Source organism: Rhodococcus sp. Leaf278, assembly GCF_001426085.1.
GTDB lineage: Bacteria > Actinomycetota > Actinomycetes > Mycobacteriales > Mycobacteriaceae > Rhodococcoides.
Map to the genome: position 1 here is coordinate 1 of NZ_LMRR01000022.1, position 25,953 is coordinate 25,953.

The following is a 25,953-nucleotide window of genomic DNA, read 5'->3' on the forward strand; positions in this document are numbered from 1 at the left end:
GTGTCGGCAATGCCGATGGGAGACACCAAGAACGGCGGCTACTGGGAGGACAAAGCAGTGGTGCTGCTGCGCTGCTACCTGCACGCGGCCGCGATCAGTGGTGCGGATCTGGCCACGCTGCGCGTATGGGTGAACTCGCGTAAAGGCCGTGAACCACGTGAGATCCTGATGCGGACCATGCCCGGCTGGGAGGCCGAACTCGGCCAGATCCTCGACTCCGGATCGGACTCCTCCGACGACATGATCGGCGCGGCCAGCAGACTTCTCGCCCCGCTCGCCTCCCCCGCACTGCTCATGGCCGTCGACGTGCCGATGACCGAGTCGTTCGACATCGACGAGTTCATTCGATCCGGCACGGACACGCTGTATCTGGTCTCGAAAGGCAAGGACAATTCTGCGGCACCGTTCATCGCGGCCTTGGCCAGCGAAGTGCACCACCTCGCCGATCGCCACTCACAGTTCCTGCCCGGTGGCCGATTCGATCCCCCGATCCGATTCGAGCTCGACGAAGTCAACAACGTCGCCCCGATCCCCGGCCTGCCGGATCTGATGTCGGACTCGGGCGGCCGAGGCATCACCATCCACGCCTACGCCCACAACGAAGAGCAGAACAAGCTCCGCTGGGGCGCGGTCGCCGGCAAGATGTTCGCCGACAACTCCTCGCTCGTTCCGTGGGNGGCCTGCCGGATCTGATGTCGGACTCGGGCGGCCGAGGCATCACCATCCACGCCTACGCCCACAACGAAGAGCAGAACAAGCTCCGCTGGGGCGCGGTCGCCGGCAAGATGTTCGCCGACAACTCACCCGCCCGCCTGATCCTTCCCGGCCTCAAAGGCGACGAACTGCAAGCGATCTCGAAGATGTTCGGCGACCGATACGAATGGCAGCCCTCCGGCAACGCCCAGTCCGGCCCGACGCTGCGAGAGGTACCGGTGATGTCGCCGGCGCAGATCCGTCAGATGGACCCCGATCAAGGCCTGTTGATCTACCGGACCGCGCCGCCGATCCTGGTGCATCTGCCGACGGTGTGGGACGAGAAGGAATCACGTGCCGCGGTGCTGCAGTCGCAGAAGATGTTCGACGAGATCGTGGCATCGGGCACCGCGCCACGTACCGAGGTGCAGTCCGGCGCGGTAGTGCTCGACAAGGTCAGTGACGGGACGACACTGTCGTGACCGCCCCCGGCGGCGAGCAGGAAGAGTTGGTGCCTTCGCGGTTCACCTGGCGCTATCTCGACGGCGAGCAGGCTCGGGCCCTGTGGTCGGAGCTGATCGACTGGACCACCTGGCTGCGGGAGCGCTACGAGCTCGGCACCAAGATCCCGCCGTGCTGGTACCGCCACGATCCCGTCGTCGAGGAACTGAGCGCCCTGATGGCGGCGTGGACCGATGCAGATCCCGCCGTGCTGGTACCGCCACGATCCCGTCGTCGAGGAACTGAGCGCCCTGATGGCGGCGTGGACCGATGCCTACTACCGCGGAGACGAGTACCGGGACGACCTCACCGCCTGGCACACCCAGTGGTTCCGGCCGCTCATGGTGCGTATCCGTGACATCTCGGACTTCGACAGTTGCACCCATGATCGGTGTGCGCACCGCCCGTTGCCGCCGGCCACGCTCGCCGGCATCGAGGAGTTCGTCGACGCCGACGTCGACGCCCGCCCCGAACCATCGCCGACCCCGGTCGTCGACGTCAGTGCGGCCGAGGAAGTGCGCACCATCCCCGCCAACGACATGGACATGGCCATCGACTCCGGCCTCGCCGAACCGCTCGACCCCGCCGACCCCGACAGCCCCGTCAGCTTCGAGGGCATCGAATGGACCTTCAACGCCCGCATGGGTGCCTGGGTTCCTTCCACCTGACCTCATTTCCCACTCCCTGAGCTGCGGACCTGTACAGCTCAAGCCTGGCCATGATGCCGTTTATCCCGCCCGGAGACGGCACAACACCACGCTTGCTTGCTACTGGTCCGCTGAACCCGGCCACTGACCGCGAGTCCACCCGCCCGGACCGTGCGGTCTGTGGCCGGGCCATCTATTTTCGCCCTGCTGATCTCAGTCAGGCTCGGACTCATCGAGCCGACTAGCCTCAGTCCATTAGTGAGCCCGACGACGAGGCAATGAGAGACGTCTTCGACGACGACGGGACCCGGCGAGGAGCAAGGCGCGGTGAGCTAAAGAATGGAGCTTGCTCGGCTTCGACGCCGCCGCGAGCTCCGGTGAAACTCCGGTAAAACGGTCGGTACTGGTCGGTCGTCGTCGGTCACCACCGGATGGCAGCGTCCCCCACGCTCGGCGTTTGTGCAGGTCAGCGGCTCGTTCACCCAGTGGGCGCATCAAGCGATAGACGCAGAGCCGACGTGATTAGGTCGTCGGTTCGGTTCTGGTGGTCGCGCGATGCGCTGGCCTCACGGCTCTGCCCGACACCGACGTCGCTCTCCTCTGCGACGGACCCCTCGCCTGCTGAGCGCTCGCGGCCGGCATCCTGTCCGTGTGCCGATAGGCCTCGCTCCGCTCGGCAACGCAGCGTGGAGTTGTGTCGCGACCTGGACGTGCGAGGTGTCAACGGTGCGTCGGCGCAGCGATCGTTGTGTGCGCAGCGAGATGCTCCATGCCGCACGCGCGACGCGCACGAACGCAACGCCCCGGAACGCCAACGACCCGTCATCGCTGCGACGCGCAACGCGTCTCCCGTCACGGCAACGGATCGCAACCACGACCCGCCCACGGCACCTCGCGGGACGGAGGGCAAGTTGACACAGTTGCGCTGCCATGGAGCCGCGCTGGCTCTCTCGATGACCACCGGTGAAACAGTGCCGCTCCAGGCTTGCGCCTGGTGTTGCCTGGCCTCCTCGTGATCGGCCCGTCGGGGATCGTCAACGTGGTGCGGGTGTCGAGGCGGTCGGGTCCGACGGCTCGGCGGGGCGCGATCGTCTCGTGCGTTGGCGGACTACGGGAGCTTGGACGCGAGGACGTCGGCCGCCAGGATCTCGGGTGCTGCGCCGAGGAGGTGCTGGTTGGCCATCAGGGCTGCGACGATGGCGCCGTTGGCGTGGGCGTCGCGAGCGGCCTCGTCGGGGAATGCATCGAAGATCCAGAAGGTGTCGGCGTGGGTCCTAGCCGCGAACCAGACAATCGTTCCTACTTCTTCGTTGGCGAGTGCGACAGCGCCGGCGAGCAGATCGGCGAGCGCGTCGTGCTGTCCATCGGCCGCGACGATCTTGGCGACGAAGGCATACGGAAGTGATGCGGGTGTGGACATGAGGGGTTCTCCTTGAAGTCGGGGTTCTTCGTGGGGCGAGTTCAGCGTATGACGAGCGAGGGCCGGTGGGGAGTGGCGTATACGACAGTATTGCTATTGTTCGCGCCATGCGTATCGGACTGATCGCGATCGACGGCTGCTTCGGTTCGGCTGTCGCGTCGGTCATCGACATCGTGCGGGTGGCCGACGGAGCCCGCGGCGATGTCGACCCGCGGATCGACCCGATCGAACTCGCCATCCTCGGACCGAAACGGCGAGTGACCACGACGGCATCGATGACCCTGTCGGTAGACCACCCGCTGTCGGAGTCCGGAGAGTTCGACGTGGTCGTCGTCCCTGCGCTTGGAACCCTCACGGCCGCCGCTACCAACGACGCCCTCCAGAGCCGAGATGCACGTTCGGTCATCGCCTCACTCGGGCGCCTCGACGACGCGACCACCCGGATCGCCGCGGCGTGCACCGGCGTGTTCGCCGTCGCCGAGACTGGACGGATGCATCATCGGCGGGCGACGACCAGCTGGTTCCTGGGGCCGGAGTTCCTGAAGCGCTATCCGACCGTCGCCCTCGATCTCGACACCATGGTCGTGGTCGACGGGAACCTCGTCACCGCCGGCGCCGCGTTCGCCCACATCGACCTCGCGCTCTCACTCGTGCGATCGATCAGCCCCGACCTGGCCCAACATGTCGCCAAGCTCCTCATCATCGACGAGCGTCCGTCGCAGGCGGCCTTCGTCGCCTACGAACATCTCCGGCACGAGGACCCGATCGTCGTCGAGTTCGAACGCTTCGTGCGCGCCCGCCTGGACGAACCGTTCAACGTCGCCTTCGTCGCGCAGTCGCTCGGCACCAGCCGGCGCACCCTCGAACGACAGTCCGTGCAGCGCTCAACCTCACTCCGCTCGGCTTCGTCCAACGGCTTCGCATCGAACGAGCGCGGCACCTCTCAGCAACCACGGACCTCACCTCCGCCGAGATCGCGCTACGGGTCGGCTACGCGAACGCCGAGACTCTGCGCTCCCTCCTGCGCAGGGAGCGACGCCGTTCCTGACCTATCGCCATGCCTGTAGCCGGTGTCCTAGCGCTCGGTTGGAACCACCTCTCAGCACGTCGCGTCGACGCTCCTGCGTCGCCCCTGGACGACCCACTCGACACGCCCGCAGCACAGGCCATGTGACGTGCCCCGGCTTCCCGGGCGGTCGGGGTTGGGTGGCTGTGATGTCGCTGCGTTCTCGTCGAGGGGGTCAGCAGACCCGATCAGGGTCGATTGGGATGAGCCGCGAAGGCGGTCAGGTCAGGGCGGCCGAAGCCGGCCGGCGGGGTAGCGTCGGACACGTCGAGGTCTTTCGGATGGATGGCGTAGGAACCTCCATCGTCGGGAGACCTCGACGTCTATCTGCGGACCGACGCGCCCGGCCGACCTACACCGTCATCTGGGAAGAGCCGGCAATGCTTCGGAATCCCGTTCGAAGCCCTCTCAAGCAACTGGGCGTTTTGCGCAGCGCGAACGGTAATTCCACCCGGAACCATTCAGCCCGCTGGGTGAGGACGGCTAAATCGTGGCCTCAAATGACCATCTGACAAGTCGCAACTGAACCTGACAGAGGCAGTTAAGCATCTGCAGACCACTCGCGCACTCCTTGATGCGCCGGATGACACCAGGGCGAATCAGTTCCCGCTTGCACACCGGACGCTTGTTCGCATTAGCGCAGTTGGCGGTTGCACAGGCAATCTGGCTTCTGGTGCCCAACGCTCGTGAGATAAGGCTGGCCCGTCATTGCACGGTTCGGGCCACGGAGCGCTCCGGGGGATTTCAAGTATCTTTCTCGTCTGATGTAGGCGCAGATCACTATGACACAAGAACGCTGGAACCTACTCGGCTTGCAGCAACTTTTCCCCGGGCGCCAGGTCGATTAAGTTACAGCTTTCTTGCGCAACCATGCTACGCAAGCTCAAGGAAGACTCGCTGGTTGCGAAGATCACCTGGGCACCTGACTCCGACGCCTTGAGGGCGTGCTGCAGCAGCGAACGATAACTTTCCTTCGCCGTATCCTGTTGCTTCGGCTCGTCGAAAATCAGCAAGCCAAGATGATTACCCTCGGGTCCAGAACCTGCATCCAGGAGCGCAAAAAGATACGCCCAGATTACTCGAATCATGTCGCTAGCAGACAAGTCAAAACCCAGATCGAAGCCTTCATGGTTTGGCCTGTAGGTAACCTTGCTAATTTCTACCTGAGAGGGTTCTATAGACTTGAATCCGTATGCATCTAGCTGCATGACCATCGAATTTCCAACCTTACGCAAAATGGCCTTGTCACTATCCGACAGCTCATCGCCCCGAACTTCACGAAGCAACCTGCCCTGCTCATGAAATCGCGTTTCGACTTGCGCTAACGATTCCTTTAGCCTCGAAATATCAGCACTTGCTTCAACCAGGGACGATAGTCTGTGCTGACTAGACAAACGGGTAGAGATATCGGATACAGAGGGGCTCGAATTCGGAGAGACCAACGTTTCCTGCGCTGCTCTGATCGAACGTCTTTCAGCCCGAATCTCGCGGGCGAGATTTTGCAACCTTAGGTCGATCGCAGTAGTTACTCGAACGTAGTCCCCACGACTGCCATTAAATGTTGCCAATTGCTGCTGAATGTATCGTATGTTTTCATCAATACTCATCGGATGTTGAGTAATTTCCGAGCCATCTTGTAGGTCTTGGTGACATGTGGGACATACATGATCCGCAATCGAACTCAACGCCAGACTTGAGCCCAAATTCTGAAGTACCTTCGCGTCGCGATGCTTTCTCAAATCTTGTTCAAGTGCCTCCAGCCGCAGGTCGATCTGCGAAACACGTCGAAACACTTCTCCACGCTCCCCCGTCAGTCTGTTCGACAGACTAATCAGTTCACGAAGACGACCCTGATGCTGGGAGAGTTCCTCTTCTACTCGATCCGCGGCTTCACCAGCGGGTTCTACATAGGCAAGACCAACTTCGATTTCTTTTTCAAGGTCAGCGATCGCCCTCGAAAGATCTGTCCAGGTCTCGCCTATCGCGATCTGCGGACGGAAGCGTTCAACACCTTCCACAGATTTGGCGGTCAGCTCCGACGTCCCCCGAAGAGTAATCCCGTCTTTAGCAGCTCGATCGACGATCTGACCAACCAATACTTGCCACGACGACTGCAACTCAGCGATGTTCGATGAAATTCTTTGCCTCAACAGGACACGGTCAGACGCACCTAGACCCAGGATAAATTCCGCACTGCGGCGACCCACGTCTCTAATTCCCAAATAGGTGGGCACTCTGGCTTGAATACCACTCCATCCATGTTTCTGTTCAACGAAGAAGTAAGGAAATATAGTCTCAAGATAAAGAGGGCCTTCACTTCCGTCCATCCGAGTAACTCTAGGCAAGTCAAAGTCTAGAAATTCTTGTAGATACTTATGGAATCCAGCCTCATTAGTTGCAGAACCAGGGCGTCGAACATAGAAGTCAGTGGCAACGTAAGTACCCCCGACCGTTAAAGCTGGGCCGTGCTGGACGGAGATCAAGTGCTTGTCGCGCGCCGCATCAACAATTGTCCTGTTTATTGTGATTTGCTTGCCGGCAGCGTTCGTTATCTGCAATCTGACCTCAGAACTAACAACGCCTGCCTCAACACCAAACACACTTATGCTGTCGGTCATCGCATGAGGGAGCGGTATACGATGACTCGGACTCAACATACCCTCCAGACCAAGAGCGTAGATAATCGACTGCAGCGCGGTCGACTTACCAGAAGAATTGTCCGCTCTAAGCAGATTTAGACCCTCAGAGAATTTGAGGCTACGCGTCATTCGCCCAGCTGCAGTCTGAACCAAGAGGTCGATAGCATCAATCCGAAGGCGTTGCATCAGGTCCACTCCAATATTTGCTGCAACCGGTTCTGGGGAATTTTCCGGGGGAGTTCATTCAAGAACGCCCGCTCGTCGAGGAGCAAGTCCGGATCCTCTCGGATTTGTCGAACTAACCGCAAACCGTCCTCACTTAGCTCAAGAGCGCCCTGTCGCGTTTTCAAAACCAAGCCCTGACCAAGGGCAAGATCAACCGATGTTGTCAGCGCTGGATCAAATCTCACGATTACTTCCTCTGGACTACGGTACCCATTCCACCAACGGAGGAATCGAGCACGCGATGCGCTCGACCCGGCAGCCCACCATAAGACGTGCAGGTGTTCAAGACGAAGCGAACTGGATCTGCCGTGACTCAACAGTAAACACAATACCGAGACACGCCAGGCAATCCTGTAGTCCCCCGGTATGTCAGTAGCTCTTTGTGTAAAGCGTGTTGGCAGGTCTTGGTCAAGTATTTGCAGCACCTCGTCGTCGTCGAAACTCCCCCTCGACAAGGGGCTCTCGGACATCAATTGTCTCCAAAACTCAGTGGGCAGCGCATTAGCCAGTCAGCAACGCTCGCCCACGCCAAGGTTTCAGTCGTTCGCTTATCGAGTATCGGGCAAACAGACATAAATTCTTCGGATAGATCGCCCGCGATCTCCTTCAGTGTTCGCTGAGTTCCTTCCGGATCGGCCGAGTAGTCCAAAACCAATACGGACTCCTTGTGACTCACACTGACTTGAATGCTCTGATACCCTTCAGGGCTTGCGACTCGCAAACGATCTAGAGCATTCTCCCCGTCTAAGTACTTTCGCAATAATGCGTCAAAAACTCTGGAGCGAGCATTTTCATCCAGCACGCCCGCCAACTTGGAAAGTGCCCGCTCCTTCAGTTCCGAATTAGAATCTTTCCAGTTTGGAATGGCACTGCTATTGAGAGGCACCGGGTCGATAAGCGGCTTCGGGATTGCTAGCACCAAGTCACGTTCAGTGACGTAGTCGTCTTCAGTCTCGATCACAATTGCAAAACTTTGACTTATGAAAGGAAGTTTCCAGCCTTTCACCTCTGCAGCTTTTGTTTGGGCATGAGAGACCAGGTGGCGCGAGTCGTGCAACGGAACCATGTAGATGTACTTTTTGACTATGACTGATCCAAGAATTTTTTTTACATCTAATTTCTTAGTCTTCAACTTAAATAGGTCAGTCGAAAGCTTGTCTCTCTGCTTGCCGTACCGCTCTGCGGTTGAGATCGGCTCCTCGACCGCGTAGCACTGATACAGGTGTCCGTCGTGGGAGAACGCCTCCATCCCGAGGTCCCCTTGATGCTTGGCTGGAACCATCTGAAGATCATGAGGGTTTTTTGACGCGTACCGCTTACGCCACAAGGTCTCACACCACGCCTGCCACTCGGCACCGGTCCAGTCCGTCGTCGCACTCACTCGAATGTGCCCCACGATCGTCAATTCAGAGATATACAGTCTGTAAAAAATACACGTGCACGTCCAGTGCGGTTCAACTGGAGCCAAATTGTGCCTCCGTGTAGTCCCTCGTCCTCACTCGTATGGTCAGCCGCATGATGGGCAGCGTTGCTGACAATGACGCCTGGTCAACCTGCGCTTCCGGATCCATCGAATGGAGTGCGCGGGGCGACACTTCGTGCACAACTCCGTCGGAAGAAGATTTCGGCGCCCAGCCCGGACCGCTTGCGGGGTGCAGATCGACTTCGCATTCGTGGACAGCCGTCTCCGTGGCGGATGCAAGCCACAGAAGGTAGTTATCGAAGTTGCGACCGGGTGCTCGGAGTGGGCCTAGAAGCGCCGTTCTCTCGCCCTTGACGTTGCAGCTGGTCTCGTCGGTGAGTCTTTCGCTCCGCAGCGATGCGGCGTTGTTCTGTCGCGCGTTGCTCTGCGGCCTCTCGTCGCGCCCGATCCGTGTCGACGATCGGATCTGCCGTCACGGGTTGCGGGGTCGGTGCCGACTGCTGACCGGGGCCTGCGTGTGCGGTCACCGACGCGGGTGCGGTGACTGGCTTGATGCGGGCGTTGACCTGATCCCACGCGCGGGCCGCTTCGCCTTGTTCGGGTCGATCACCTATGAGGGTGCGGTCGGTGTCGATGCCGAATTGTTCTCGGTAGGCCCCGACTTGGCCGGCGGTGATCTGCCAGCGCAGTCGGGCACCGCCGGAGTCGGGAACCTCGCCGAGGTGGCGGGTCCAGGCGGGTTGTTCGTCGACGGCGTGCTGTCCGAGCTCGCGGGTGCGTTCGGCGATTTCGGTGTATCGGCGGCGGGTCCAGGCGACGAGCTCGGGGTCGATTCCCTCGCGGTCCTGCATCGGCGGCAGCACCCAACTCGGGGCACTGTGGTCGCGTGCTTCTCGGCCGAGGGGCCAGCGTCGTTCGGCATCGTCGAGCAGATTCGCTGCACTCGGCTCGGGGTCGGTGACACCGCGCCGCAGTTCCACGATCGCGGCGTGGGGGTCTTTGCCGGCGCGTTCGGCATTGCGCAGATGGGCGGCGAGGTCGGGCCACGCCCCGTCGTCGCCGAGGATGGTCTCGGCGTGCTCACCGAACTGGGTGCGCAGCGTCGGTTCGATGCTTTGCGCCCACACGTGCATCTCGTCCGCACCTTTCTCGATGTGCTTTTCGAGTCGCCAGTGCATCACGGCGGAGACGGAGTCGGCGCTGTAGAGTTCTCGCTCCGAGCGTGCGGCGGTGAGGGCGGGGGCGGCGTCGAGGCCGAGCTGCTCGGCGCGGCGGTACTGGTGGACGAAGGTGTCCCATTCGGCTTCGGCGATCATCGTGTTCGCCAACTCCGGACCCATGTTCTCGCGGACGATCGCTTCGATGCGGTGCGCGTCCATTAGCTCGCCCGCGTACTCGTATCCGCCGACGTTGTAGTCGAGCTTGCGGTGCGCGACGGCGGCGTCGCGTTGCTGTTCGGTCGCCGAGACGTCCGAGCCGTCGCGGCCGATGATGGTCCGCACGACTTCGTCGGCGATCTTCTTGTCCGGGTGCACGTGGATCAAGTGCGGGTCGACGATCCGGTCGATGGGCACGTACAGCTGGTTTCCATCGCGCCCACGTGTGAGGGCGACGTAGAGGGCCTGGCGGTTCATGGTGTCGTCGACGAGGACATGGACCTGGTCGACGGTCATCCCTTGGGAGCGGTGGATGGTGGCGGCGTAACCGAGCTCGCAGTGCTCCTTGACGTACTCGGCCGGCAGGCGGATGCTCCCGCCGTGTTCGAGGTGGCGCACGGTCAGCGAGCCGTCGCGGTGCGCGGTCTTGACCGTCCACAAGTCGCCGTTGCGGACTCGTTCCCCACGTGTGCCGGTGACGCGCAGGCTGGTGTTGTTGCGGCGGGTGACGATGCGATCCCCCGCGCTGGCGCGCAGTCCGTCTGAGAGGTCGTTGCCGCCCTTCTTGACCAGTCCCTTGGCGAGTCGTTCGGTGCGCGCCCGGTCGTTGAGGACGCGGACGGCGTGGTTGCTGCTGGCGATCATCAACGACGTCGAGTCGGTGTCCGCGGTCTTCGCCCAGGCGGTGAAAACTTTCTCGGCGAGGTCGTCGGCCATGCCGTGCTGGACGCGGTCCTTCGCGGCGTACCAGGCGGCGACGGAGGTATCACCGTCACGCAGTCGCAGCGAGATCTCGGCTTCGTCTTTGTCGCGGAAGCGGTGGACATCGACCAGTTCCGGTGCCGCGCTCGATCGAGCGACCAGTCGCAGTGCACCGCCCGTGTCGACGGCGGCGAGCTGCTGCGGGTCACCGAGCAGGCGGACCACTGCGCCGTGCTCGGCGGCGATGTAGGTCAGCCGGTCCAGATCGTGCGTGGAGGCCATGCCTGCTTCGTCGACGAGGATCATCGACCCCGGGGTGATGCCGGTGTCGAGTTCGTTCTCGTAGCGGGTCAGAACGTCGGCGATGGTGCGGCCGGTGACACCGAGTTCATCGCCGAGAACGCCAGCTGCTTTCGCGGACGGTCCGAGGGCGATCACGTCGTATCCGGTACTGCGCCAGGCATCGACGACGACGCGCATGGCGGTGGTCTTGCCGGTGCCGGCCGGACCGACACCGGCAGCCAGCAGCGCACCGGAGAACAGAAAATGCTCGACGAGTGCTTTCTTGTCCGCACCGAGATCCCAGCCCTTGCGTTGGGTGTGCGCGGCGAGGGCGGCGGTGTAGGCGTGGGCGGGTGCCATGACCGCGGTCGGGGTGTGGGCGGCACCGACGAGGCGGTGCTCGGCGGCGAGGATCGCTGCGCTGGTGTAGGTCTCGTTGCCGTGCACGGTCAGGATCGACGCCCCGTCGCTGCGCTGCAACGCCCTGGGTGTCGCGTCGATCTGGCGAGTCAATCGGATCGACTCCGCGCCGAGAGCGGCTTCGGTGACCTTCTCGGCGACCGCGTCACGCTCGGCCGCGGTCGCGAACACCAGCGGCCGTAGTTGTCGTTGGACTTCGGCTTGGATGTGCCAGCGGTTCCAGCTCGAGCGTTGCTGTGCGATGCGGGCGACGGCGGTGCGGGCGATCTCGCGGTGGTCGATCGAGGCGGCATCGGTGACGGTGATCGTGTTCCCGATGCTCTTCTTCAAAGCTGAGTTCAGGGCGCGGCGGCCGACGACGTCGAGTGCACGTTCGCGCCATTCCGCGCGTTGGGCACCGAGCGATTTCGGTGGTGCTTTCTCGTTGCGGGTCTCCAGGGTCGCTTGGTCGGCGAGGCGCATCTGCATCGCGGTCGAGGGGTCTTTGCCGTGGGTCTTGCGGTAGTCCGAGACGAGCTTTTCCAGCCGTGACTCGATGGCGTCGCGGCGGGAGAACTCGCTGAGCAGCGCGGTGGGGATGCCCTCGATTTCGCGGACGGCGCGCTTGTTGATTCCGGTGCCGGGTCGGTCGGCGAACACGGTGCCGAGCTCGCGGGTGACGTACTCCTCGATGAGGGTGTTGTAGCGCTCGGATGCGGCGACGGCGAGCTTGTGCATCACGCGTCCATCCAGGCTGCGCCATTTGCCGTCGACGCCTTGCACTTTGGTGGAGATCGCGACGTGGGTGTGCAGGTTCGGGTCACCGTTGCGGTTGTCGCGGTGATCGAANATTTGCCGTCGACGCCTTGCACTTTGGTGGAGATCGCGACGTGGGTGTGCAGGTTCGGGTCACCGTTGCGGTTGTCGCGGTGATCGAACCGGGTGTACGTCAGGCCGGTCGATTCGATCTGTCCGACACCGGCTTTGCCGACGCGGGTGTAGGAGGCGTTGTCCTCGACCCAGCCGATGGCATCGCTCACCGCGGCGCTGTGTGCGCGCTCGATCGCGACACGGGTGTCGTCGTCGCCCAGGCCCCAGAGGACCGACACCGATTTCTGTGGAGTGAACACGCAGTCGTAGCCGGCGACGGGTTGACGTTCGCGGCGTTGCTGCGAGGCGATGTAGCGGACGAGTTCTGCTTCGCTGGACGGTGATCGGCCGACTTCGCGGTGGAATTCGTCGGCTCCGACTCGGTAGCGGATCTGCTGGCACTGGTCGGCGGTGAGCGGTTTTCCGCCAGCGGCGCGGTCGTTGTCGATCTCGGCGCGGATGCGTTTCATCAGCGGCACCTCGTTGCGGAAGCTCGCGAACTTGCGGCCGAGCCGCACGCTGTCGATCGCCGCCTTCGCCTGCGCTCCGTCGAGGACAGCGGCCTCAATCAACGCCTGGGCTTCGGGGTGCAGGCCTTCACCGAACAGTGCCTTCATCTGATCCTCGCGTACATGCCCGGACACCCCGAGTTCGGCCGATGCCCGCCCTCCCCAGATGCCCGGTTCGGTGCCTTCGGCGGCGTAGTAGTCGGTGAGGTCTTGGCCGCGTTCGAGGCGGGTGTCGGCGCTGGCGACTTCGCGGGTGAGGTAGGTGTAGCCGTCGCCGGCGTGCAGCGCGTGGACGGTCATCATCGCGGGCACCGCCGTCGACGAGCGGGTGTGTCACGAGATCTCACGAGTCGATCTCCCTCGAAATCTGCTTCTGAATCGCGCGGCACGGTCGCGATAGTACGCAGATTCCGCCCATGGACACTAATAGTGCAAGAGGTGTGTGGCGATTAGTTTGTTATTTCGCAAACGGCTACAGGAAATCTGAAGTCGATCGTATCTGGATTTCGGACGGATCAGGACGTACATGGACCTTGGGGGACGAAAACTGGAGCAGCACAGATGAATCAGGTCGAGTGCGGGTACGCAACACTCTTTCGCCGGCCGGCATGTCGGCGGTAGCCTGTCCCGTATGACTTCCTCAAACGGTGGACCGGTCAGCGCTCGGGAACGGGCTCGGCGGGCCAATGCGCAGCGATTGTCGGACGCACAGTTGCGTTTGAAGAATCAGGAGCAGGATTTGATTTCATATTTCGATGCCACCCGTGACGAACAAAAAATCAACGACGATGTGAACACGAGGATCGAGCGGTTGCGGCGGGACGCGGAAACCAAACTTGACTCGGCGTATGAGAGACGCGCAAGAGCACTCGCCGAACTCAAGAAACGCGGTGAAACATACGCCAGCATCGCTGCCTTGGTGGACCTTTCAGTGCCGGAAGCGACGCGGTTGGTCAAATCGACCATGGTGGCACGCGCGACCGCCAGGCCTGATATCGGTCCGGCTGCAGAGAATGACGCGGGTGGCACGAGTAGCACGGAGGAGAGTTTCGAGAGCCCTGGGGATTCCGCATCAACTGCGTCTGCAGAGCCCTCGACAGATGGAGACGCGGGGTCGGATGGAGAGGGCGCGCGCAGCATCGCCTGACAAACGAGTTGAGCTAGCGCCGCAGGCTTCACACCCGCGCACAACGAAGAGTCTCAACTCAGTGCAACACAACGGTAGTTCGAGAACGCAACGGGAACGCACGCACACTGCACATAGGTTACGGCGAAATAATTACGTCGTTGGCTTGGTGTGGAATGCGGCTTGTGGTCCCGCGCCGTACGCGGACCTACTCACCGACGCGAGATACACCGTCACACCGTGGGAATTGGCGGCCCAAGCGTGCTCGATCTCCACGGGCCCTCAGACACGTGCGGGATCAGCAAAGCAGTGTCGTGGTGGCTCGAGGCCGAGTCCGTCTCGGTCCGCCGACGGCGAATCGTCGCCGGCCAATCCGCACGGAGCAAAGAACCCGCCGGGTCCTGTCATAGATACTGCGGCGGGCAACAAACGGGCCTTCTCAGGAAGCCATTGGCCTCGCCGGGCATCATCTACCCATGGATGATGGAACTTACGAAGTGCGGCGGGCGACACTCAACGAGTCGGATGCAAATCGCCTCAGCAAGTGGGCCTCACTGTGGGCTGACCTTCTACACGCCGATCAGGCCCTATCCGAAAGGGCAGATCTACCCGACGTGCTGTCCAACGTCTTTGTAAGGCGCGCACTTTGGGAGGCTGCCGTCGTCTGCTACGGACGCATGGCAACCAGCGACAAGCGCAACGTCGACTACGAGGAACTGGTTCAGACCGCTCGCGGTGACCGTGGCGCTGAGTTGCACAAGACTCTCATGGTCTGGCGCCATGACCACGTCGCCCACCGCAAGTCCCGAGATCTCGAGACGGTGAAGATCTACGCCGACTACCTTGACTCAGATCCCGACGTGCTCGACTCCATCCGGGTACGAGTGACGTCGTCGGGTGGCCCTCCCATGGACTCACACTTCGCCGTCGAGTTCGCCGAACATGTGAAGGCATTGCGGGACACCATCTGGGTGAACTACCTCGCACCCATCGCCGAACTGATTGCAACACGAGGCCCCCGCAGTTCCACAGTGTCGGTCGAGCCCGTGAAAACTCACGAGCTGGCGATCGAGCAGATCCTGTGGTCGCGAACAAGCGGGACCGGTGTCACCAACGGGATGCAATCGACTTCATGAGTGGTCCGATGGAATTCACCGACGTACCTCAGGGGCAAGAGCCCGCTGGCGTAATCGCCTACTCATTCGTGTTGCCGTATGCGGTGCCCCTGAGCACGGAACCGGTCCAAATCTATGTCGGGCACGAGTACCTACGGATACGTGGGGTCGATTCTTCCGAACGCGACCACTCGTGGATGCAGGACGCGTTCACCTGCTTCCTTTCGTGGTCGACGATGGAACACGGAGTGGATCCTGTTTACGAAGGCAGTGTCTTGGCGTCGACGGTCCTCGACAAAGTAACGGGCCGGGCGGCCCGTGAAACGCAGCCTGAGACTGCAAATCTCCCGCATGAACGCTCAGTGGTAGTTGTGATGGTTCCCGTGAAGGAGCGCACCGCTGCCTTGACACCGCCGCACGACGGCAAGGTGGACCCCTTGACCCTGGCTCACTGGCTGGTGGCAGACACTCTTCGCTCGCTACGAATCACAGCAGGCATCCCGTTGCCAGAACTCCACTACAAAGCTTTAAATCCGATCACCCCCGCCGTGTTCGGTACCCTGACCGACGCCGGGTCCATCCGCTTCGACGAAGACCAGCTAGCCATCGTGCTCGACCACCTGCCGGTCCAGTCCATAGCCTGGGATTTAGTCGACGCGGTTGCGGTCGGCAATGTATTCACTCAACTCACGCTGGGCAGCGTTAGCGCGTTGATCCGTGATCACCACGCTCGCAGCCATGCAGAGCACGTCGCTGGCGACTACCGAGCCTCGGTTCTGAGCAACGCGATCACATGCGAAGTAGCACTCGACACAACGCTCGCGGCGATGCTGTGGGAAGAGGATAAGACGCCCGCGGAAGCTGCACGAATGTGGGCCGACGCGAGTTCGATCACCCACCGCGTCAAGACGATGTATGCCCACCGGCTGGGCGCAAGCTGGAACCTCGACATCGATGGACCGGTGGCTGATTGGCGACACCGCGTTGTCGATGTCCGCAACAGCCTCATCCACTCCGGCCGTACTACTTCGGTAGCCGAATCCGACCGCGCGGGTGAATGCGCAGCAGACTTGATCTCGTTCATATCCATGCGACTGGTACTCGCATGGAAGACCTACCCGAAGACGCTCGCTGTCATGTGCGGTCCGAGCTCGGTGGACCAGTACGCGTCAAAGAATCAGCGCGCGAATATCCACAAGGCTTTGGAAACCAATTCAGCCTCCGCGGGCGAGTTTCACCGGTGGCGTGACGACTGGCTGAAGGCGCGAGCCTCACTATAGTATCCGGCGCAGATTCATTCTCTGCCAACGCGATGCACCACCGTGGTGCCATCCACCCTGTTGCTGTTCGGGTTGGTGGACGTGCCTGCACCGCCCTGGGGGCTACAGCCGATAGAAGTGGATTCGCGAGCCGAGCGAGCAGCAATGATAGGACTGGAGTGTGGACGACGCGGACTTCGATGTAGCAGTTCGAGCAGAATTGACCAGCCTGGATGGCATCAGGACCTATCTGGCGGACAACCCGGGTCGTCGCGCCGCACCAGAGAGTGACCTCGCCGAGGACGAAGACCGCCTTCCGCACATCTGGGCTACCACTATCGCCCAGAGGGCTCTGTTGCACGCCTGTGAATGCATCGAGGCGGCGAGTGCGTTGATGGTCAACTGGAGTTGGTCGTTTGCGCAGTTTGCGCTCTTGCGCGCTGCATACGAATCCGCCGGCTCAACAGTGTGGCTTTTGATACCGGAAGAGTCAGATCTACGGCTTGCTCGGCTTCTCGCCCAGCACAACGACTCGTGGAAGTACTCCGCGAAGGCCTACACCGGAACTCCGCTCGACGATAGCGGTGAACACCGGGAGAGGCAGCAATGGACAACCGACATCGCCGCCGAGATCAACATCGATCTGGCGAATGGCAGATCGGGTGGATACGAGAATTTGATCGCTTCGATCGACGACCTGCCTAACGAACCGGGGTCGCTTCTAACCGCCTGGCGTGTCTGTTCCGGGGTCAGCCACGCCAAGACGTGGGCCATGCTGACGGTGACCAGCGAAATCGAAAGTGGCGATCTCTACGAGCACGGGCGAGTAAGCGGACGTGTGCCAAACCTGGAGCTATTCTTGGCTCATCTGCGTGTGGCACGTCGCACGGTGCAGCACGCCTGGGTCTACTACCAGATCCGCACCACGCCGCGCCCACACTCAATCACTCTGAAACTTGAGTTTGGACCCGCCGACAATGGTGACCATATTTGCAATGGCGACAATGACGCGGGCCAGGTGAAGCGCGCTGAGACAAGCGCTTAACAATGACGTCGGCCGTTTAGACCCAATCTGACCGCCTCCGACAAAGACCGATCCGTCATGCCTGCAAAACCAGGTCGCGTGTGCGGTCTGGTTGAAAATTGCTCCGCCTGTTCCTCAACAACGCGTAGTACTTCCTCGATCAGTGGCCGGTCGTTGCTGCGGCAGTGCTCGGCAGGCGAAGCAAGGTAGGCGTAGGGGTGAAGGATACTGGCGGGTGGCTGATTGCCACCCGCCAGCTGAACCGGCGATCAAAACCCGAAGTTGAACCCACCATTTGACGAACCACTGGAACCGAACGACGGTGCCTCGGGCCCGTTAGGTGACTCAGGTGACTCATCTATCGGGTAATCCTCGACCGCGGAGACGGCGACCACAGCGGATGTGACCGAAGTTCTACCGCGTGGATCCCGCACCGTCAAGGTCACCGTGTATTGACCGGGAGACGCGAAAGTCACGGCACCAATACCATCTTCGTTGGTCGCGTCGACAGTCCCGTCCGACTCGAAATCGAACTCGAATTGAAGCGGCGACTGACCCGACGAATCGATTCCCGCGATCACAGCCTCGGATCCCGCCGTCACGATAGACGGGATACCCAGCTTCGCCACGGGGGCCTCGCTGGCGTCGTCGACGGCTTCGAGAATAGAAGTGGTGACCTCCTGCGGAGACCCGATCCCGAAACTGCGCCCGCCCGTTGCGTCCACTATGGATCCCACCACATCCGAGCCCGCGCCAGCTGCGTTGACGTCGTAGAGAATCGTGGAGGGCAGTGTCGCCGGCTCATTCGTCAACCGAGCTGACGAGGTCACCGGGGGCGCAACCTCCCCGGGCGAGGTGCTCGCTCCAACATCCGGGCCCTGCTCGCGATCATCGGTCGGAGCAAAGCGTGCAGCGATGCCGCTCGCCGTGAGTGCGTCTGCGCTCGGAACGGGGTCGATGCCCAGAAGAATCCGCTGCACCGAATTGTTGGACAGGCCACTCCACGGTTCAGGATCATGAGGTGGCGCGTCTCGCAGAATCACTACTGCCGACGTCCCCGTCGTACCCTGCAGAGTACGAACACCTTCTACGACACCGGAGAACAGGGACTCCGGATAGTCACCACCTCCGGAGGCGGTCAGCCCCTGAATGCCGTTTGCCAAGGCCGCCGAGTCGCTGGTCAACGGGACGACGGTCTGAGCAATGAACGGGTCGCCGTAGTCCTTGTACTCCACCAGCGAGAACTTGGAATTGGGGCTGGTGCGTAGCACATTCTGCGAGATCGCCTCTATGTTGGCCCGCGCATCGCCGATGTAAGGACTCATCGAACCCGTCGTGTCGACGACGAACGAGACATTCAGCGCCTTGGTGGCGGCTGGCGGTGTCGATGAATACCGCGACACAATGTTCGCCAATGCCGTGGCCTCGCTACTTGCTTCCGCTCCGTTAAAGTAGTTCGTGTGCGGTCCACTATCGAATCCCGGAGCCGCGCCAAAGAAATCACAGACGGGATCTTTCGCGTGACACAGTGAATGCTTAGGGAAGTCCAGACCGTAGAATGCGTCCTTTTTAGCTCCTACGCCCACCCCCTTGGCTCTGAAAACTCCGGTTCCTCCGCGCCCGTCCCCGGTCACGCCCGTCGCGTTCGCTTGCTGCCAAGGATCACCGACCCCGTAGACCCCACCGACAAGAGAAGGCTGCAACTGCGCAACCTCGCGTGCTGCCATCGCGCCTTGCGAGTAACCGACCAGAACAAACTTAGTAGTCAAGCATCCACGACCGCCGCTCGCATATCTGAAATCGGACATCGCTTTCAGTGCCGCACTGGCTCCGGTCCATGCCGATTTGTACACGGGGCTGTCCGCCAGAAAAGGGCTACCGATCTCCGCAATTTGATCGACTTTGACTGCCTTGTAGGCTTCGCCTACCTCGATAATCGGGGTGGACGCAAGCTCTGGATGCTCAGAGTAGAGCGACTTCAACAGTTTGGTAAGAGTCGGACCCTCCCAGCCTTTCGTCTCTACGGACGCATATTTAGTGGCACCGATACTCGGCTCACCGGATCCCCGAAATGGAACCAGAGCAACCGGTGCGCAGATTGCCTGAGCTCCAGCTACCACCGGTTGCAGGATTGGCGTCAATCCGATTGCGAAAAGGAAGGCAATCAGCAGTCCCGAAAGTCGTTTCACGCAGTCCTCACTCACATTTGTGTGGCTGAACAGGGGCCGTGGTTCGAACCCGCTAAACGCGGCATAGTCTAACTAGGAATACCTTTTACTATGAAGCTTAGAAAGCAAGTTCATTCAAACGTAGGATTATCGGTAGTACCAGTCCGTGCCTGTGATGTCCGGCCCTCTTCGGTGTTGGTGACGGTGTTCGCGACTGCGCCTGTCGGCAGGGGGCCGTTCGGAGCGGCTGTTGGTTGGTACCCGAGGCATTGGGATCGAGTGCCGTCCACTCGCAACGATAGGGCTATCGGCGGTATTCCGACCCGGTGTGCGGAGTCAGAACAAGGAGCCCGTCCCTGTGGTGGGACCAGGACCACGTGGTGCCTGGCTTGTAATGGGTGCACCAGAACGATCCGGCCGGTATTTGCGCTCCCTGCTGCCCGACGCGCCACCGGCGGATGGTCGGCTCTAGTCGACAACTTCGCGGCGTGACAGAGCGGCACTGCCTCGGCACGTGCCAGGTTGAATGCGGAGCGTCGAACTCGAATATTCGGCGGCTCGATTGATTGTGTCGATGACTAATGAAGTATCGGTGCCGGTTACCCTGCATGAAGACGAATGCAGTTACGCATCGTAACGGGTAACGGAAAGGTTCAACCGCTGTGGCCAAACGAGTGACAACCCAATTGGTGGACGATATCGACGGGTCGATCATCGACGACGAGTCCGGCGAGACGATCGAATTCGCGATCAACGGCGTCGAGTACTCGATCGACCTGAAGGCGAAGAACGCGAACGAGTTTCACAAGAAACTCGACTACTACGTCGGATACGCGACGCGAGTCGGTGGCCGCAAGCGCAAGCCCTCCCCCGCTGCCGCGTCGGCCACGACAGCGGCCGGCGGATCGGGCAAGCGCGATCCCGAGCAGACGCGGGCGATCCGGCAGTGGGCGTTCGACCAGGGCTACGAAATCAGCGAACGCGGCCGCATCCCGGCCGACATCGAAGAGGCGTACAACGCCGCGCACTGACAGGCTGTGAGCCGCCTGCGTCTACGCGAGCGGCGGCTTCATGTTCTCTTCGCTGCCCGGGCTGTGGCAGGACCGAGCGCAGTGGAGTTCGATTCGGCTGCCGCCCGCAAGGCGGCCACTCGTTCTGCGTAGTCGACGGCATCGATTCGCGATGTGCGCGACATGACGAAGGCCCGCCCCTTGTTTGGGGGCGGGCCTTGTCGGGTTGATGGGGTGGTCAGTCAGTCGGCGGCTTGGTGTCTTTGCCTGCGGCGACGTCGCGCAGCCACTGCGGGACCGGATCGTTGTCGTATTCACGGAGCTTGATCGAGGCTCCTGCGGCTGCGGCGCGGACCTTCCGGCGTTGCTCGGGGGTCCACGCCCGGCGTGGTTCGGTGGTGGTCATGGGCGCTCCTCGCGGTGTGTTGTAGGTCCATTGTCGCTGTTGTCGTCGGTTTCCGCCAGGTCGTCGCTGCTGGGCGAAATATCTCGGTCGGCAATTGCTCGGAGTGTGCGACGGTCGGTCTTGGCGATGAAGGGAGTTGCGGCGACGGTGCCGAACACTGTCCAGCCGAGCGCAACTTCGTCGGGGTTGTCGCTGACGGTGCGTTCGAGGCACCAGGTGATTCGTTGCCAGGATTGGGAGCGGTTGTCCGCTCGGGTGCGTTGGTTGACGGTTCCGGCGACGCCGACGACGGCGAAGACGCCGACTATGAGCGTAATCCAGGCTTGTGCTGGCACTGGCCGAGTTCCTTCCGTGTGGTGGGTTCGAAGTGCGGCGCGCTGCGCAGCACCTTCTGACATCTCGTCGAAGTTTCGTCACGTGGCGGGCTTGTGGCGTGGGCCGAACGTTGCTCAGTGCGCGGAAGCGCTCCGCGTCAACGCCGTAGCGCTGGAGCAAGTTCGCTTTCGATCTGTACCGGTCGATAGATACCGTGAATTCAGACCAGCAGGTCATACGCCCACTCGTACACCCAGCGAGGCATTTTGGGTGCATCGAACGGTGCGGTAGCGAAACTCGATCCGAAGTGCATTGCGCACTCGGGGATTGCATCGACGGTGCGGGTGCCGAAGGACCTTGCTGCGACAATCCTCTGTCCACGGTGATGCACTCGGATTGCAGTCGACACTGTGCACCGCCCACCGGAGTATCCAGCGGTCAGCTGGTGGCATTCCCATTCGACGTGCTGATTCTGCCCGAAAAAGTGTGTCAGAGTCTCGGCGAAGGACGGCCCGAAGAGGGTCCCTCGGTCGGTGTCGATGCGGATGAAATTCATGGCGTCGGCCTCTCCGAGTCATGGCGGCACGCAAAGTGTGCGTGAAAAGTTACTCAGAACAAAGGAATTTGGTTGCGCGCCGCGAGACTGTCGCGGAACTCTCGGAACTTGCTTAGAAGGTCTGAGGCGACTGCCTCGGTGTAACCGGTGGACTGCGCAACTTCGTTCAGTGTGTTGCCGGCGGCCAGGGCTTCATCTATCTCACGCCCGGCAGCGAGGTTTTCAACTTCGTCCGTATCGAGATGCGCGACGTCTGTGGCGGCCAACCCGACAGAAGCGAGGGCAGCTCGACGCCGCTCACGGCCCGGCTCTGGCTCTTCCCGCGCCGTCACAGTGTGCTACCGCTGCGGAAGGCGTTCAGGCGGTTTGTCGCTTCTCGTTGCGCCCTTCCGATTTCGACGAGCTGGTCGAACAGGAATTCTTCCGGCGCTTCCTCGGCGATCTGCTGAATTCTGATCCCTGCGTCGAAGAAGCTACGTCGGTAACTTTCCGACAGGACCATGCCGGCGTAGTCGGTTGCCGATGCTCCGCATGCGTTCGCCGCGGTGACGTCGGTCAGTGTTCGACGCAGCCGTGCACCGCGGTGTCCACTGGCACCTGACCGGACAAGAACGCCCAGAACACTCGCGGGGTCATGTGGGAGGTTGTCGATGATCAGCCCCTGCACGATGCCGTACAGCTCACGATAAACGAGATCGTGAAAATCGTTGGCCTGCAATGTCACTGCGATGCGGGCGGCCTCGTTGGTGTCCTGCAACCACATCAGTGCGCAGATGACCAGTGCTTCCGGTGCTGTCTCCGGATGGTCCGTCAGATCAGCGTGATCGTCGTCGTCGGTGGGTTCGACTGCTCTCAACGGGGTCATCTGTTCGCCTCGTTTCTATATGCGGGTCTGTTGCAGGAGAACTGGCTTCGGTACTCCGGTGGCGCTGTGCCTGGTCATCCCGGGTTGGTCGTTATTTCGGAGGTGTGGGTCAGATATAGAGAAGGTGCGGTGGTGCGGTGCCGTCGAACTGCTCGAGGCTGTCGAGGACGGCGTTGTAGTTCTCGGGCCTGCAGCTTCCGAGTCCGATGATGAGGGCACAGGTTCCCGTCGAGTGTGACGAGGTAGGACGGCGGCGTTCCGTTGTCGGACGATGCGTGCTCGCGTGCGTCGAGGAGGGCGATACGGACGGCATCGGCGGCGGCCAGTTTCGCGCATTCGAGATTGGGTTCTGCTCCGGTTGCGGTCAGAATTTCGGGGTTGTCCTCGGGGTGTGTGGTGACGGTCCAGGTGATCATCGTTTGGTTCCTTGTCGCTTGTGCCGGCCAGCTGCTTCTAATCGAGCGTCACACGAGGTCCGCAACAAAGCGTTCGCTGCGGAGGCAGATCAGGCGAGGGTGTGGATAACTGTGGTGTCGAGTCAGCCTGTGGATAAACGACGTTCGGCCCCGGGGTTGGGGCCGAACGTGTGGTACTAGACGTCGTCGAAGACATCGAGGAGTTTGGCGGGGTCGCGGCGGTAGCGGCTGCCGTCGAGAAATACTCCGACGGCAGCGCGGTGAACGCGTCGGAGTTCGGCCATCAGGGTGTCGTACCCGATGCGGTCGGTGATGCGCCAGGTGACAGGTCCCATGTGCAGGTCTACCCAGTGGATGGTGCGACGTTGTTCGGAGCTGTAGCGGTGGTGCGGCACTGCGGTGTGTTCGGGGCTGTCGAGCCACAGGACGGAGATCGCGGCGGCCCCGAATTCTGCGCCTGGTTGCGCGGGGTGAGGGGCTTGTCCATCGGCTCCGGCGAGTGCGGCCCGGACGGTGGCAAATCCGGTGATGACTGCGGATACTGTTTCGGCGCTGCGGAAGGTCATCATGACGTGACCTAGTGCGACGATCATCTGCGCTTCGTCGGTGGCCGCGGCGGTAGCGGTGATAGTGGCCTGTTGGGGTCCGGAGACCAGGACGGTTGTATGGGTGACGATTCCGGTGGTCCGGGCGTTGTGTGCGGCGGTGGTCCGTCGTCCTGTGCTGGAAGTATTCTGCGGCATGTCGGGCTCACTTTCTATTGCGGAACCGGCTCCCCCGGCCCTTTCGCTCTGCCAATTTCTTTCGCCGTCATCTGGCTCGAAGGAGAGAAGGCGGCGCACTGGACCGGCGTCCTGGCCCTGATCCGGAAAGTTTTCAGCCCCTTTCGCTCTGCCAATTTCTTTCGCCGTCATCTGGCTCGAAGGAGAGAAGGCGGCGCACTGGACCGGCGTCCTGGCCCTGATCCGGAAAGTTTTCAGCCGCAGGCGCTTTGAAAAGTTTTCGGAGCCCATCGGGCCGGAGCAACGCGGAGTCCGGGTTGGGTAAGACGGGTCAGGGTGCTGCATGCTCGATCGGAGCCAGATGTGCGAAGGAAATTGTTCTTTCTGCTGTGCGGAGCGCAGCGGAGCTCAATCCGGAGACCGCCGGAGGTGGTCCCAGGGCAGCGCGCGCCCCGACGCAGACTGAGCCATCCGGGCGCGACCACCTCACAGCCATCAACAGCCTGTGGTGATTGTGCGGGAGCGACGGAAAGCAACGAGGCTCGATGTCGCGGTAGCACTTCTATCCTGCGGACATGCGGTCACGCTCGCTGGCTGGCTTGTCATCAAACTTGGATTGCCCGTCCTGGTGGCCATCGACGATCCCTGCGGTGACTTCTTCCCACTTCCGATATCGGCGCATCGCGGTCGATGCAACGGAGCCGTCCGTTTCTCTACCGATTCGTGCCCACGACCATTCGCGGTGGGCGTGTCGAAGCCGCGCTGTTTCCGCAACTTCCGGTGTGAGGTCGNTCTTCCCACTTCCGATATCGGCGCATCGCGGTCGATGCAACGGAGCCGTCCGTTTCTCTACCGATTCGTGCCCACGACCATTCGCGGTGGGCGTGTCGGAGCCGCGCTGTTTCCGCAACTTCCGGTGTGAGGTCGTCCACATGCAGTCGAGGCGAGTCCGCCGTGTCGACGTGTTCTCCCCGCGTGCCGTCTTCGCCCTCCGAATCATCCCGGCTCGGGCTGGGGCCTTCTTGGCTGAACTCGGTGTCCGTCCAGTCCGGCTCCTCTATAGCAGCACTTGGAGCGAATTCCACTCTGACGGCCCCGCGGGGTGCACGAAGTATGACGGCCAGCACTTCGGTCATAGCAAGGAGCGCAATAGGTGCAATGGTGGCAATACCCGCCGAGACTACGGCCGGAAGCAAGGTCGCACTCAACACTGCGTGGTAGGAGTTACCCGCAATCGACGCCGATGCGGCAACACGCAAGATCGTGACGACGAAGCGACGGCCCTTGATCGTGCGGTTGTCCGTGTGATTCGACAGCGCAATGGCTGTCACTGTTGTCGAGACAATTGCGCCGTCCAACACCACTGGAATCACCCACGCCTCGCCGGGACCGATCCCAGCCATCACCGCGAGATCACGCAACACCGCGAAACTGAGCCAGAAGGACGCCCCGGCAATGCCTACTGTCAGCGCAACGGCCGTTGCGAGGGCCCACTGCAAGATCGCTGGATGGAGCGCAACGACGTCTGACGGCTTCGTNGAAGGACGCCCCGGCAATGCCTACTGTCAGCGCAACGGCCGTTGCGAGGGCCCACTGCAAGATCGCTGGATGGAGCGCAACGACGTCTGACGGCTTCGTTGTCAACGGGGTTGCCGCGGAGTGTGATCGGCTCATCGGATTCTCGGTCCTCGTGCGAGGGGGCCCGTTCGTTGCGGGAACGGCGCACCGTCGTTGAATCTGTTGCGCAACAACTCCAAGTAGTCTTCGATGGCCGCATTGACGAGATCCGACGGGCCCCGCGGCGCGCCGGGCGTTGCAGACAACGCTTCGGCTGCGTTGAGAAGATCGTCGACCGTGGACTGGTAGAGGTAGTACGAACGCTTCTGTTTTGCGTTGTCCGGTGACGGTTGCGCACCGGTCTCGGCCGACGAAAAAGTGTCGTGGGGCTGCCGCGAGTTCTCCGGCGGATCGACCGGGCTCGATCCGGCGAGTGCGCTCTTCATACGTTCGGGCCGGGCCATCACACGTGTCCCTTCGTGAGCAGCGCAAGAGTGTCGCGATAGATCGTCGACAGGCTGCGAGATTGTGTTGTCCCCCAGTCGACCAAGCTGGTTTGGGCCTCCATCGAGTCTTTGATGACAACCCGCTTGGGAACGGCATCGCCGAGAACGTTGATGCTTGCGGCGATCTCGATCAATTGTTCTCGGCCGCTGATCGTC

The 25,953-nt window shown here is 61.6% G+C and carries 21 protein-coding genes and 4 pseudogenes; 9 read left to right on the forward strand and 16 right to left on the reverse strand.

Translation table 11 applies throughout. The annotated features are described in order from the left end of the window. Nucleotides 1–312: 312 nt before the first annotated feature. The 3 genes from ASG84_RS28550 to ASG84_RS16990 form a co-directional block, all read left to right on the forward strand. The coding region (locus ASG84_RS28550; RefSeq protein ID WP_268793491.1) for a type IV secretory system conjugative DNA transfer family protein at nt 313–676 on the forward strand (364 nt) is incomplete at its 3' end. Nucleotides 677–689: 13 nt separating this feature from the next. Further along, complete coding sequence (locus tag ASG84_RS16985) at nt 690–1,175, forward strand: TraM recognition domain-containing protein (RefSeq protein ID WP_268793492.1); 486 nt, start codon at nt 690–692, stop codon at nt 1,173–1,175. Between the two features lie 213 nt (nt 1,176–1,388). Continuing rightward, nucleotides 1,389–1,862, forward strand: a complete 474-nt coding sequence (locus ASG84_RS16990; protein ID WP_057478218.1) for a DUF4913 domain-containing protein — start codon at nt 1,389–1,391, stop codon at nt 1,860–1,862. Nucleotides 1,863–2,949: 1,087 nt separating this feature from the next. Here ASG84_RS16990 and ASG84_RS17000 read toward each other — a convergent pair. Then, complete coding sequence (locus tag ASG84_RS17000) at nt 2,950–3,261, reverse strand: putative quinol monooxygenase (RefSeq protein WP_006247389.1); 312 nt, start codon at nt 3,259–3,261, stop codon at nt 2,950–2,952. A 107-nt stretch (nt 3,262–3,368) separates the two neighbouring features. On the opposite strand from ASG84_RS17000, the pseudogene ASG84_RS17005 reads away from it, so the two are divergent. Beyond that, nucleotides 3,369–4,309, forward strand: a pseudogene (locus ASG84_RS17005) (GlxA family transcriptional regulator). An 821-nt stretch (nt 4,310–5,130) separates the two neighbouring features. Here the strand turns inward: ASG84_RS17005 and ASG84_RS27510 are convergent. From ASG84_RS27510 to mobF (ASG84_RS28255), 4 genes and pseudogenes are all read right to left on the reverse strand, one after another. Then, nucleotides 5,131–6,945 carry a hypothetical protein gene (locus ASG84_RS27510; protein WP_156399570.1) on the reverse strand — a complete coding sequence of 605 codons (1,815 nt, stop codon included), beginning with the start codon at nt 6,943–6,945 and terminating at the stop codon, nt 5,131–5,133. A 715-nt stretch (nt 6,946–7,660) separates the two neighbouring features. Next, nucleotides 7,661–8,473 (reverse strand): hypothetical protein, encoded by an 813-nt coding sequence (locus tag ASG84_RS17020; RefSeq protein WP_156399571.1) that lies wholly within the window; start codon nt 8,471–8,473, stop codon nt 7,661–7,663. Between the two features lie 434 nt (nt 8,474–8,907). Further along, nucleotides 8,908–12,222, reverse strand: a 3,315-nt coding sequence (mobF, locus tag ASG84_RS17025) for a MobF family relaxase (RefSeq protein WP_235581707.1), incomplete at its 5' end; no start/stop codon positions are given. Nucleotide 12,223: 1 nt separating this feature from the next. Then, a pseudogene (gene mobF / locus ASG84_RS28255) lies at nt 12,224–13,055 on the reverse strand (MobF family relaxase); the annotation flags it as partial. A 328-nt stretch (nt 13,056–13,383) separates the two neighbouring features. Between mobF (ASG84_RS28255) and ASG84_RS17030 the strand changes: the two are divergent. From ASG84_RS17030 to ASG84_RS17045, 4 genes are all read left to right on the forward strand, one after another. Beyond that, nucleotides 13,384–13,899, forward strand: coding sequence for a hypothetical protein (locus ASG84_RS17030; RefSeq protein WP_057478223.1), 516 nt, complete (start codon nt 13,384–13,386; stop codon nt 13,897–13,899). Nucleotides 13,900–14,354: 455 nt separating this feature from the next. Further along, on the forward strand, nt 14,355–15,014 hold the full coding sequence (locus ASG84_RS27515) for a hypothetical protein (RefSeq protein WP_156399572.1): 660 nt from the start codon (nt 14,355–14,357) through the stop codon (nt 15,012–15,014). An 8-nt stretch (nt 15,015–15,022) separates the two neighbouring features. Continuing rightward, the gene (locus ASG84_RS17040; RefSeq protein ID WP_057478225.1) at nt 15,023–16,273 is read left to right on the forward strand and encodes a hypothetical protein; all 1,251 of its coding nucleotides are present in this window, start codon (nt 15,023–15,025) and stop codon (nt 16,271–16,273) included. Nucleotides 16,274–16,433: 160 nt separating this feature from the next. Further along, the gene (locus ASG84_RS17045; RefSeq protein WP_156399573.1) at nt 16,434–17,297 is read left to right on the forward strand and encodes a hypothetical protein; all 864 of its coding nucleotides are present in this window, start codon (nt 16,434–16,436) and stop codon (nt 17,295–17,297) included. 248 nt (nt 17,298–17,545) lie between these two features. Here ASG84_RS17045 and ASG84_RS27100 read toward each other — a convergent pair whose 3' ends face one another. Further along, the gene (locus tag ASG84_RS27100; protein WP_156399574.1) at nt 17,546–19,465 is read right to left on the reverse strand and encodes a PKD domain-containing protein; all 1,920 of its coding nucleotides are present in this window, start codon (nt 19,463–19,465) and stop codon (nt 17,546–17,548) included. A 641-nt stretch (nt 19,466–20,106) separates the two neighbouring features. On the opposite strand from ASG84_RS27100, the gene ASG84_RS17055 reads away from it, so the two are divergent. After that, a complete protein-coding gene (locus tag ASG84_RS17055) occupies nt 20,107–20,475 on the forward strand; it encodes a histone-like nucleoid-structuring protein Lsr2 (RefSeq protein ID WP_057478228.1) in 369 nt (122 codons plus the stop codon). 38 nt (nt 20,476–20,513) lie between these two features. Here the strand turns inward: ASG84_RS17055 and ASG84_RS28555 are convergent, their stop codons facing one another. The 10 genes and pseudogenes from ASG84_RS28555 to ASG84_RS27805 form a co-directional block, all read right to left on the reverse strand. Continuing rightward, nucleotides 20,514–20,639: a hypothetical protein gene (locus tag ASG84_RS28555; RefSeq protein ID WP_268793490.1), complete on the reverse strand. Its 126-nt coding sequence runs from the start codon at nt 20,637–20,639 to the stop codon at nt 20,514–20,516. A gap of 53 nt (nt 20,640–20,692) precedes the next feature. After that, nucleotides 20,693–20,860: a hypothetical protein gene (locus tag ASG84_RS27520; protein WP_155290214.1), complete on the reverse strand. Its 168-nt coding sequence runs from the start codon at nt 20,858–20,860 to the stop codon at nt 20,693–20,695. Then, nucleotides 20,857–21,195 (reverse strand): hypothetical protein, encoded by a 339-nt coding sequence (locus ASG84_RS17060; RefSeq protein ID WP_052064964.1) that lies wholly within the window; start codon nt 21,193–21,195, stop codon nt 20,857–20,859. The genes ASG84_RS27520 and ASG84_RS17060 overlap by 4 nt, the downstream gene beginning before the upstream one ends. 589 nt (nt 21,196–21,784) lie before the next feature. Next, nucleotides 21,785–21,997, reverse strand: a complete 213-nt coding sequence (locus ASG84_RS17070) for an urea amidohydrolase (protein WP_235581708.1) — start codon at nt 21,995–21,997, stop codon at nt 21,785–21,787. A 62-nt stretch (nt 21,998–22,059) separates the two neighbouring features. Next, nucleotides 22,060–22,596 (reverse strand): DnaB-like helicase N-terminal domain-containing protein, encoded by a 537-nt coding sequence (locus ASG84_RS17075; protein ID WP_057478231.1) that lies wholly within the window; start codon nt 22,594–22,596, stop codon nt 22,060–22,062. 74 nt (nt 22,597–22,670) lie between these two features. After that, nucleotides 22,671–23,012 (reverse strand): hypothetical protein, encoded by a 342-nt coding sequence (locus tag ASG84_RS17080; RefSeq protein ID WP_235581709.1) that lies wholly within the window; start codon nt 23,010–23,012, stop codon nt 22,671–22,673. Nucleotides 23,013–23,188: 176 nt separating this feature from the next. After that, on the reverse strand, nt 23,189–23,755 hold the full coding sequence (locus tag ASG84_RS17085; protein ID WP_037192089.1) for a hypothetical protein: 567 nt from the start codon (nt 23,753–23,755) through the stop codon (nt 23,189–23,191). A gap of 771 nt (nt 23,756–24,526) precedes the next feature. Beyond that, nucleotides 24,527–25,233 (reverse strand): annotated as a pseudogene (locus tag ASG84_RS17090) (DUF2637 domain-containing protein); the annotation flags it as partial. 171 nt (nt 25,234–25,404) lie between these two features. Then, nucleotides 25,405–25,755 carry a hypothetical protein gene (locus ASG84_RS17095; RefSeq protein WP_057478233.1) on the reverse strand — a complete coding sequence of 117 codons (351 nt, stop codon included), beginning with the start codon at nt 25,753–25,755 and terminating at the stop codon, nt 25,405–25,407. Further along, nucleotides 25,755–25,953 (reverse strand): annotated as a pseudogene (locus tag ASG84_RS27805) (ParA family protein); the annotation flags it as partial. The pseudogene ASG84_RS27805 and the gene ASG84_RS17095, both read right to left, overlap by 1 nt.

Excerpts from the sequence above, each read along its gene's own strand:
- ASG84_RS27520 (WP_155290214.1), bottom strand. The coding sequence starts at position 20,860 with ATGACCACCACCGAACCACGCCGGGCGTGGACCCCCGAGCAACGCCGG.
- ASG84_RS17095 (WP_057478233.1), bottom strand. The coding sequence starts at position 25,755 with ATGGCCCGGCCCGAACGTATGAAGAGCGCACTCGCCGGATCGAGCCCG.
- ASG84_RS17075 (WP_057478231.1), bottom strand. The coding sequence starts at position 22,596 with ATGACCCCGTTGAGAGCAGTCGAACCCACCGACGACGACGATCACGCT.
- ASG84_RS27515 (WP_156399572.1), top strand. The coding sequence starts at position 14,355 with ATGGATGATGGAACTTACGAAGTGCGGCGGGCGACACTCAACGAGTCG.
- ASG84_RS27510 (WP_156399570.1), bottom strand. The coding sequence starts at position 6,945 with ATGACCGACAGCATAAGTGTGTTTGGTGTTGAGGCAGGCGTTGTTAGT.
- ASG84_RS17040 (WP_057478225.1), top strand. The coding sequence starts at position 15,023 with ATGGAATTCACCGACGTACCTCAGGGGCAAGAGCCCGCTGGCGTAATC.
- ASG84_RS17030 (WP_057478223.1), top strand. The coding sequence starts at position 13,384 with ATGACTTCCTCAAACGGTGGACCGGTCAGCGCTCGGGAACGGGCTCGG.
- ASG84_RS17020 (WP_156399571.1), bottom strand. The coding sequence starts at position 8,473 with ATGGTTCCAGCCAAGCATCAAGGGGACCTCGGGATGGAGGCGTTCTCC.
- ASG84_RS17000 (WP_006247389.1), bottom strand. The coding sequence starts at position 3,261 with ATGTCCACACCCGCATCACTTCCGTATGCCTTCGTCGCCAAGATCGTC.
- ASG84_RS17080 (WP_235581709.1), bottom strand. The coding sequence starts at position 23,012 with ATGATCACCTGGACCGTCACCACACACCCCGAGGACAACCCCGAAATT.
- ASG84_RS16990 (WP_057478218.1), top strand. The coding sequence starts at position 1,389 with ATGCAGATCCCGCCGTGCTGGTACCGCCACGATCCCGTCGTCGAGGAA.
- ASG84_RS17085 (WP_037192089.1), bottom strand. The coding sequence starts at position 23,755 with ATGCCGCAGAATACTTCCAGCACAGGACGACGGACCACCGCCGCACAC.
- ASG84_RS28555 (WP_268793490.1), bottom strand. The coding sequence starts at position 20,639 with ATGTCGCGCACATCGCGAATCGATGCCGTCGACTACGCAGAACGAGTG.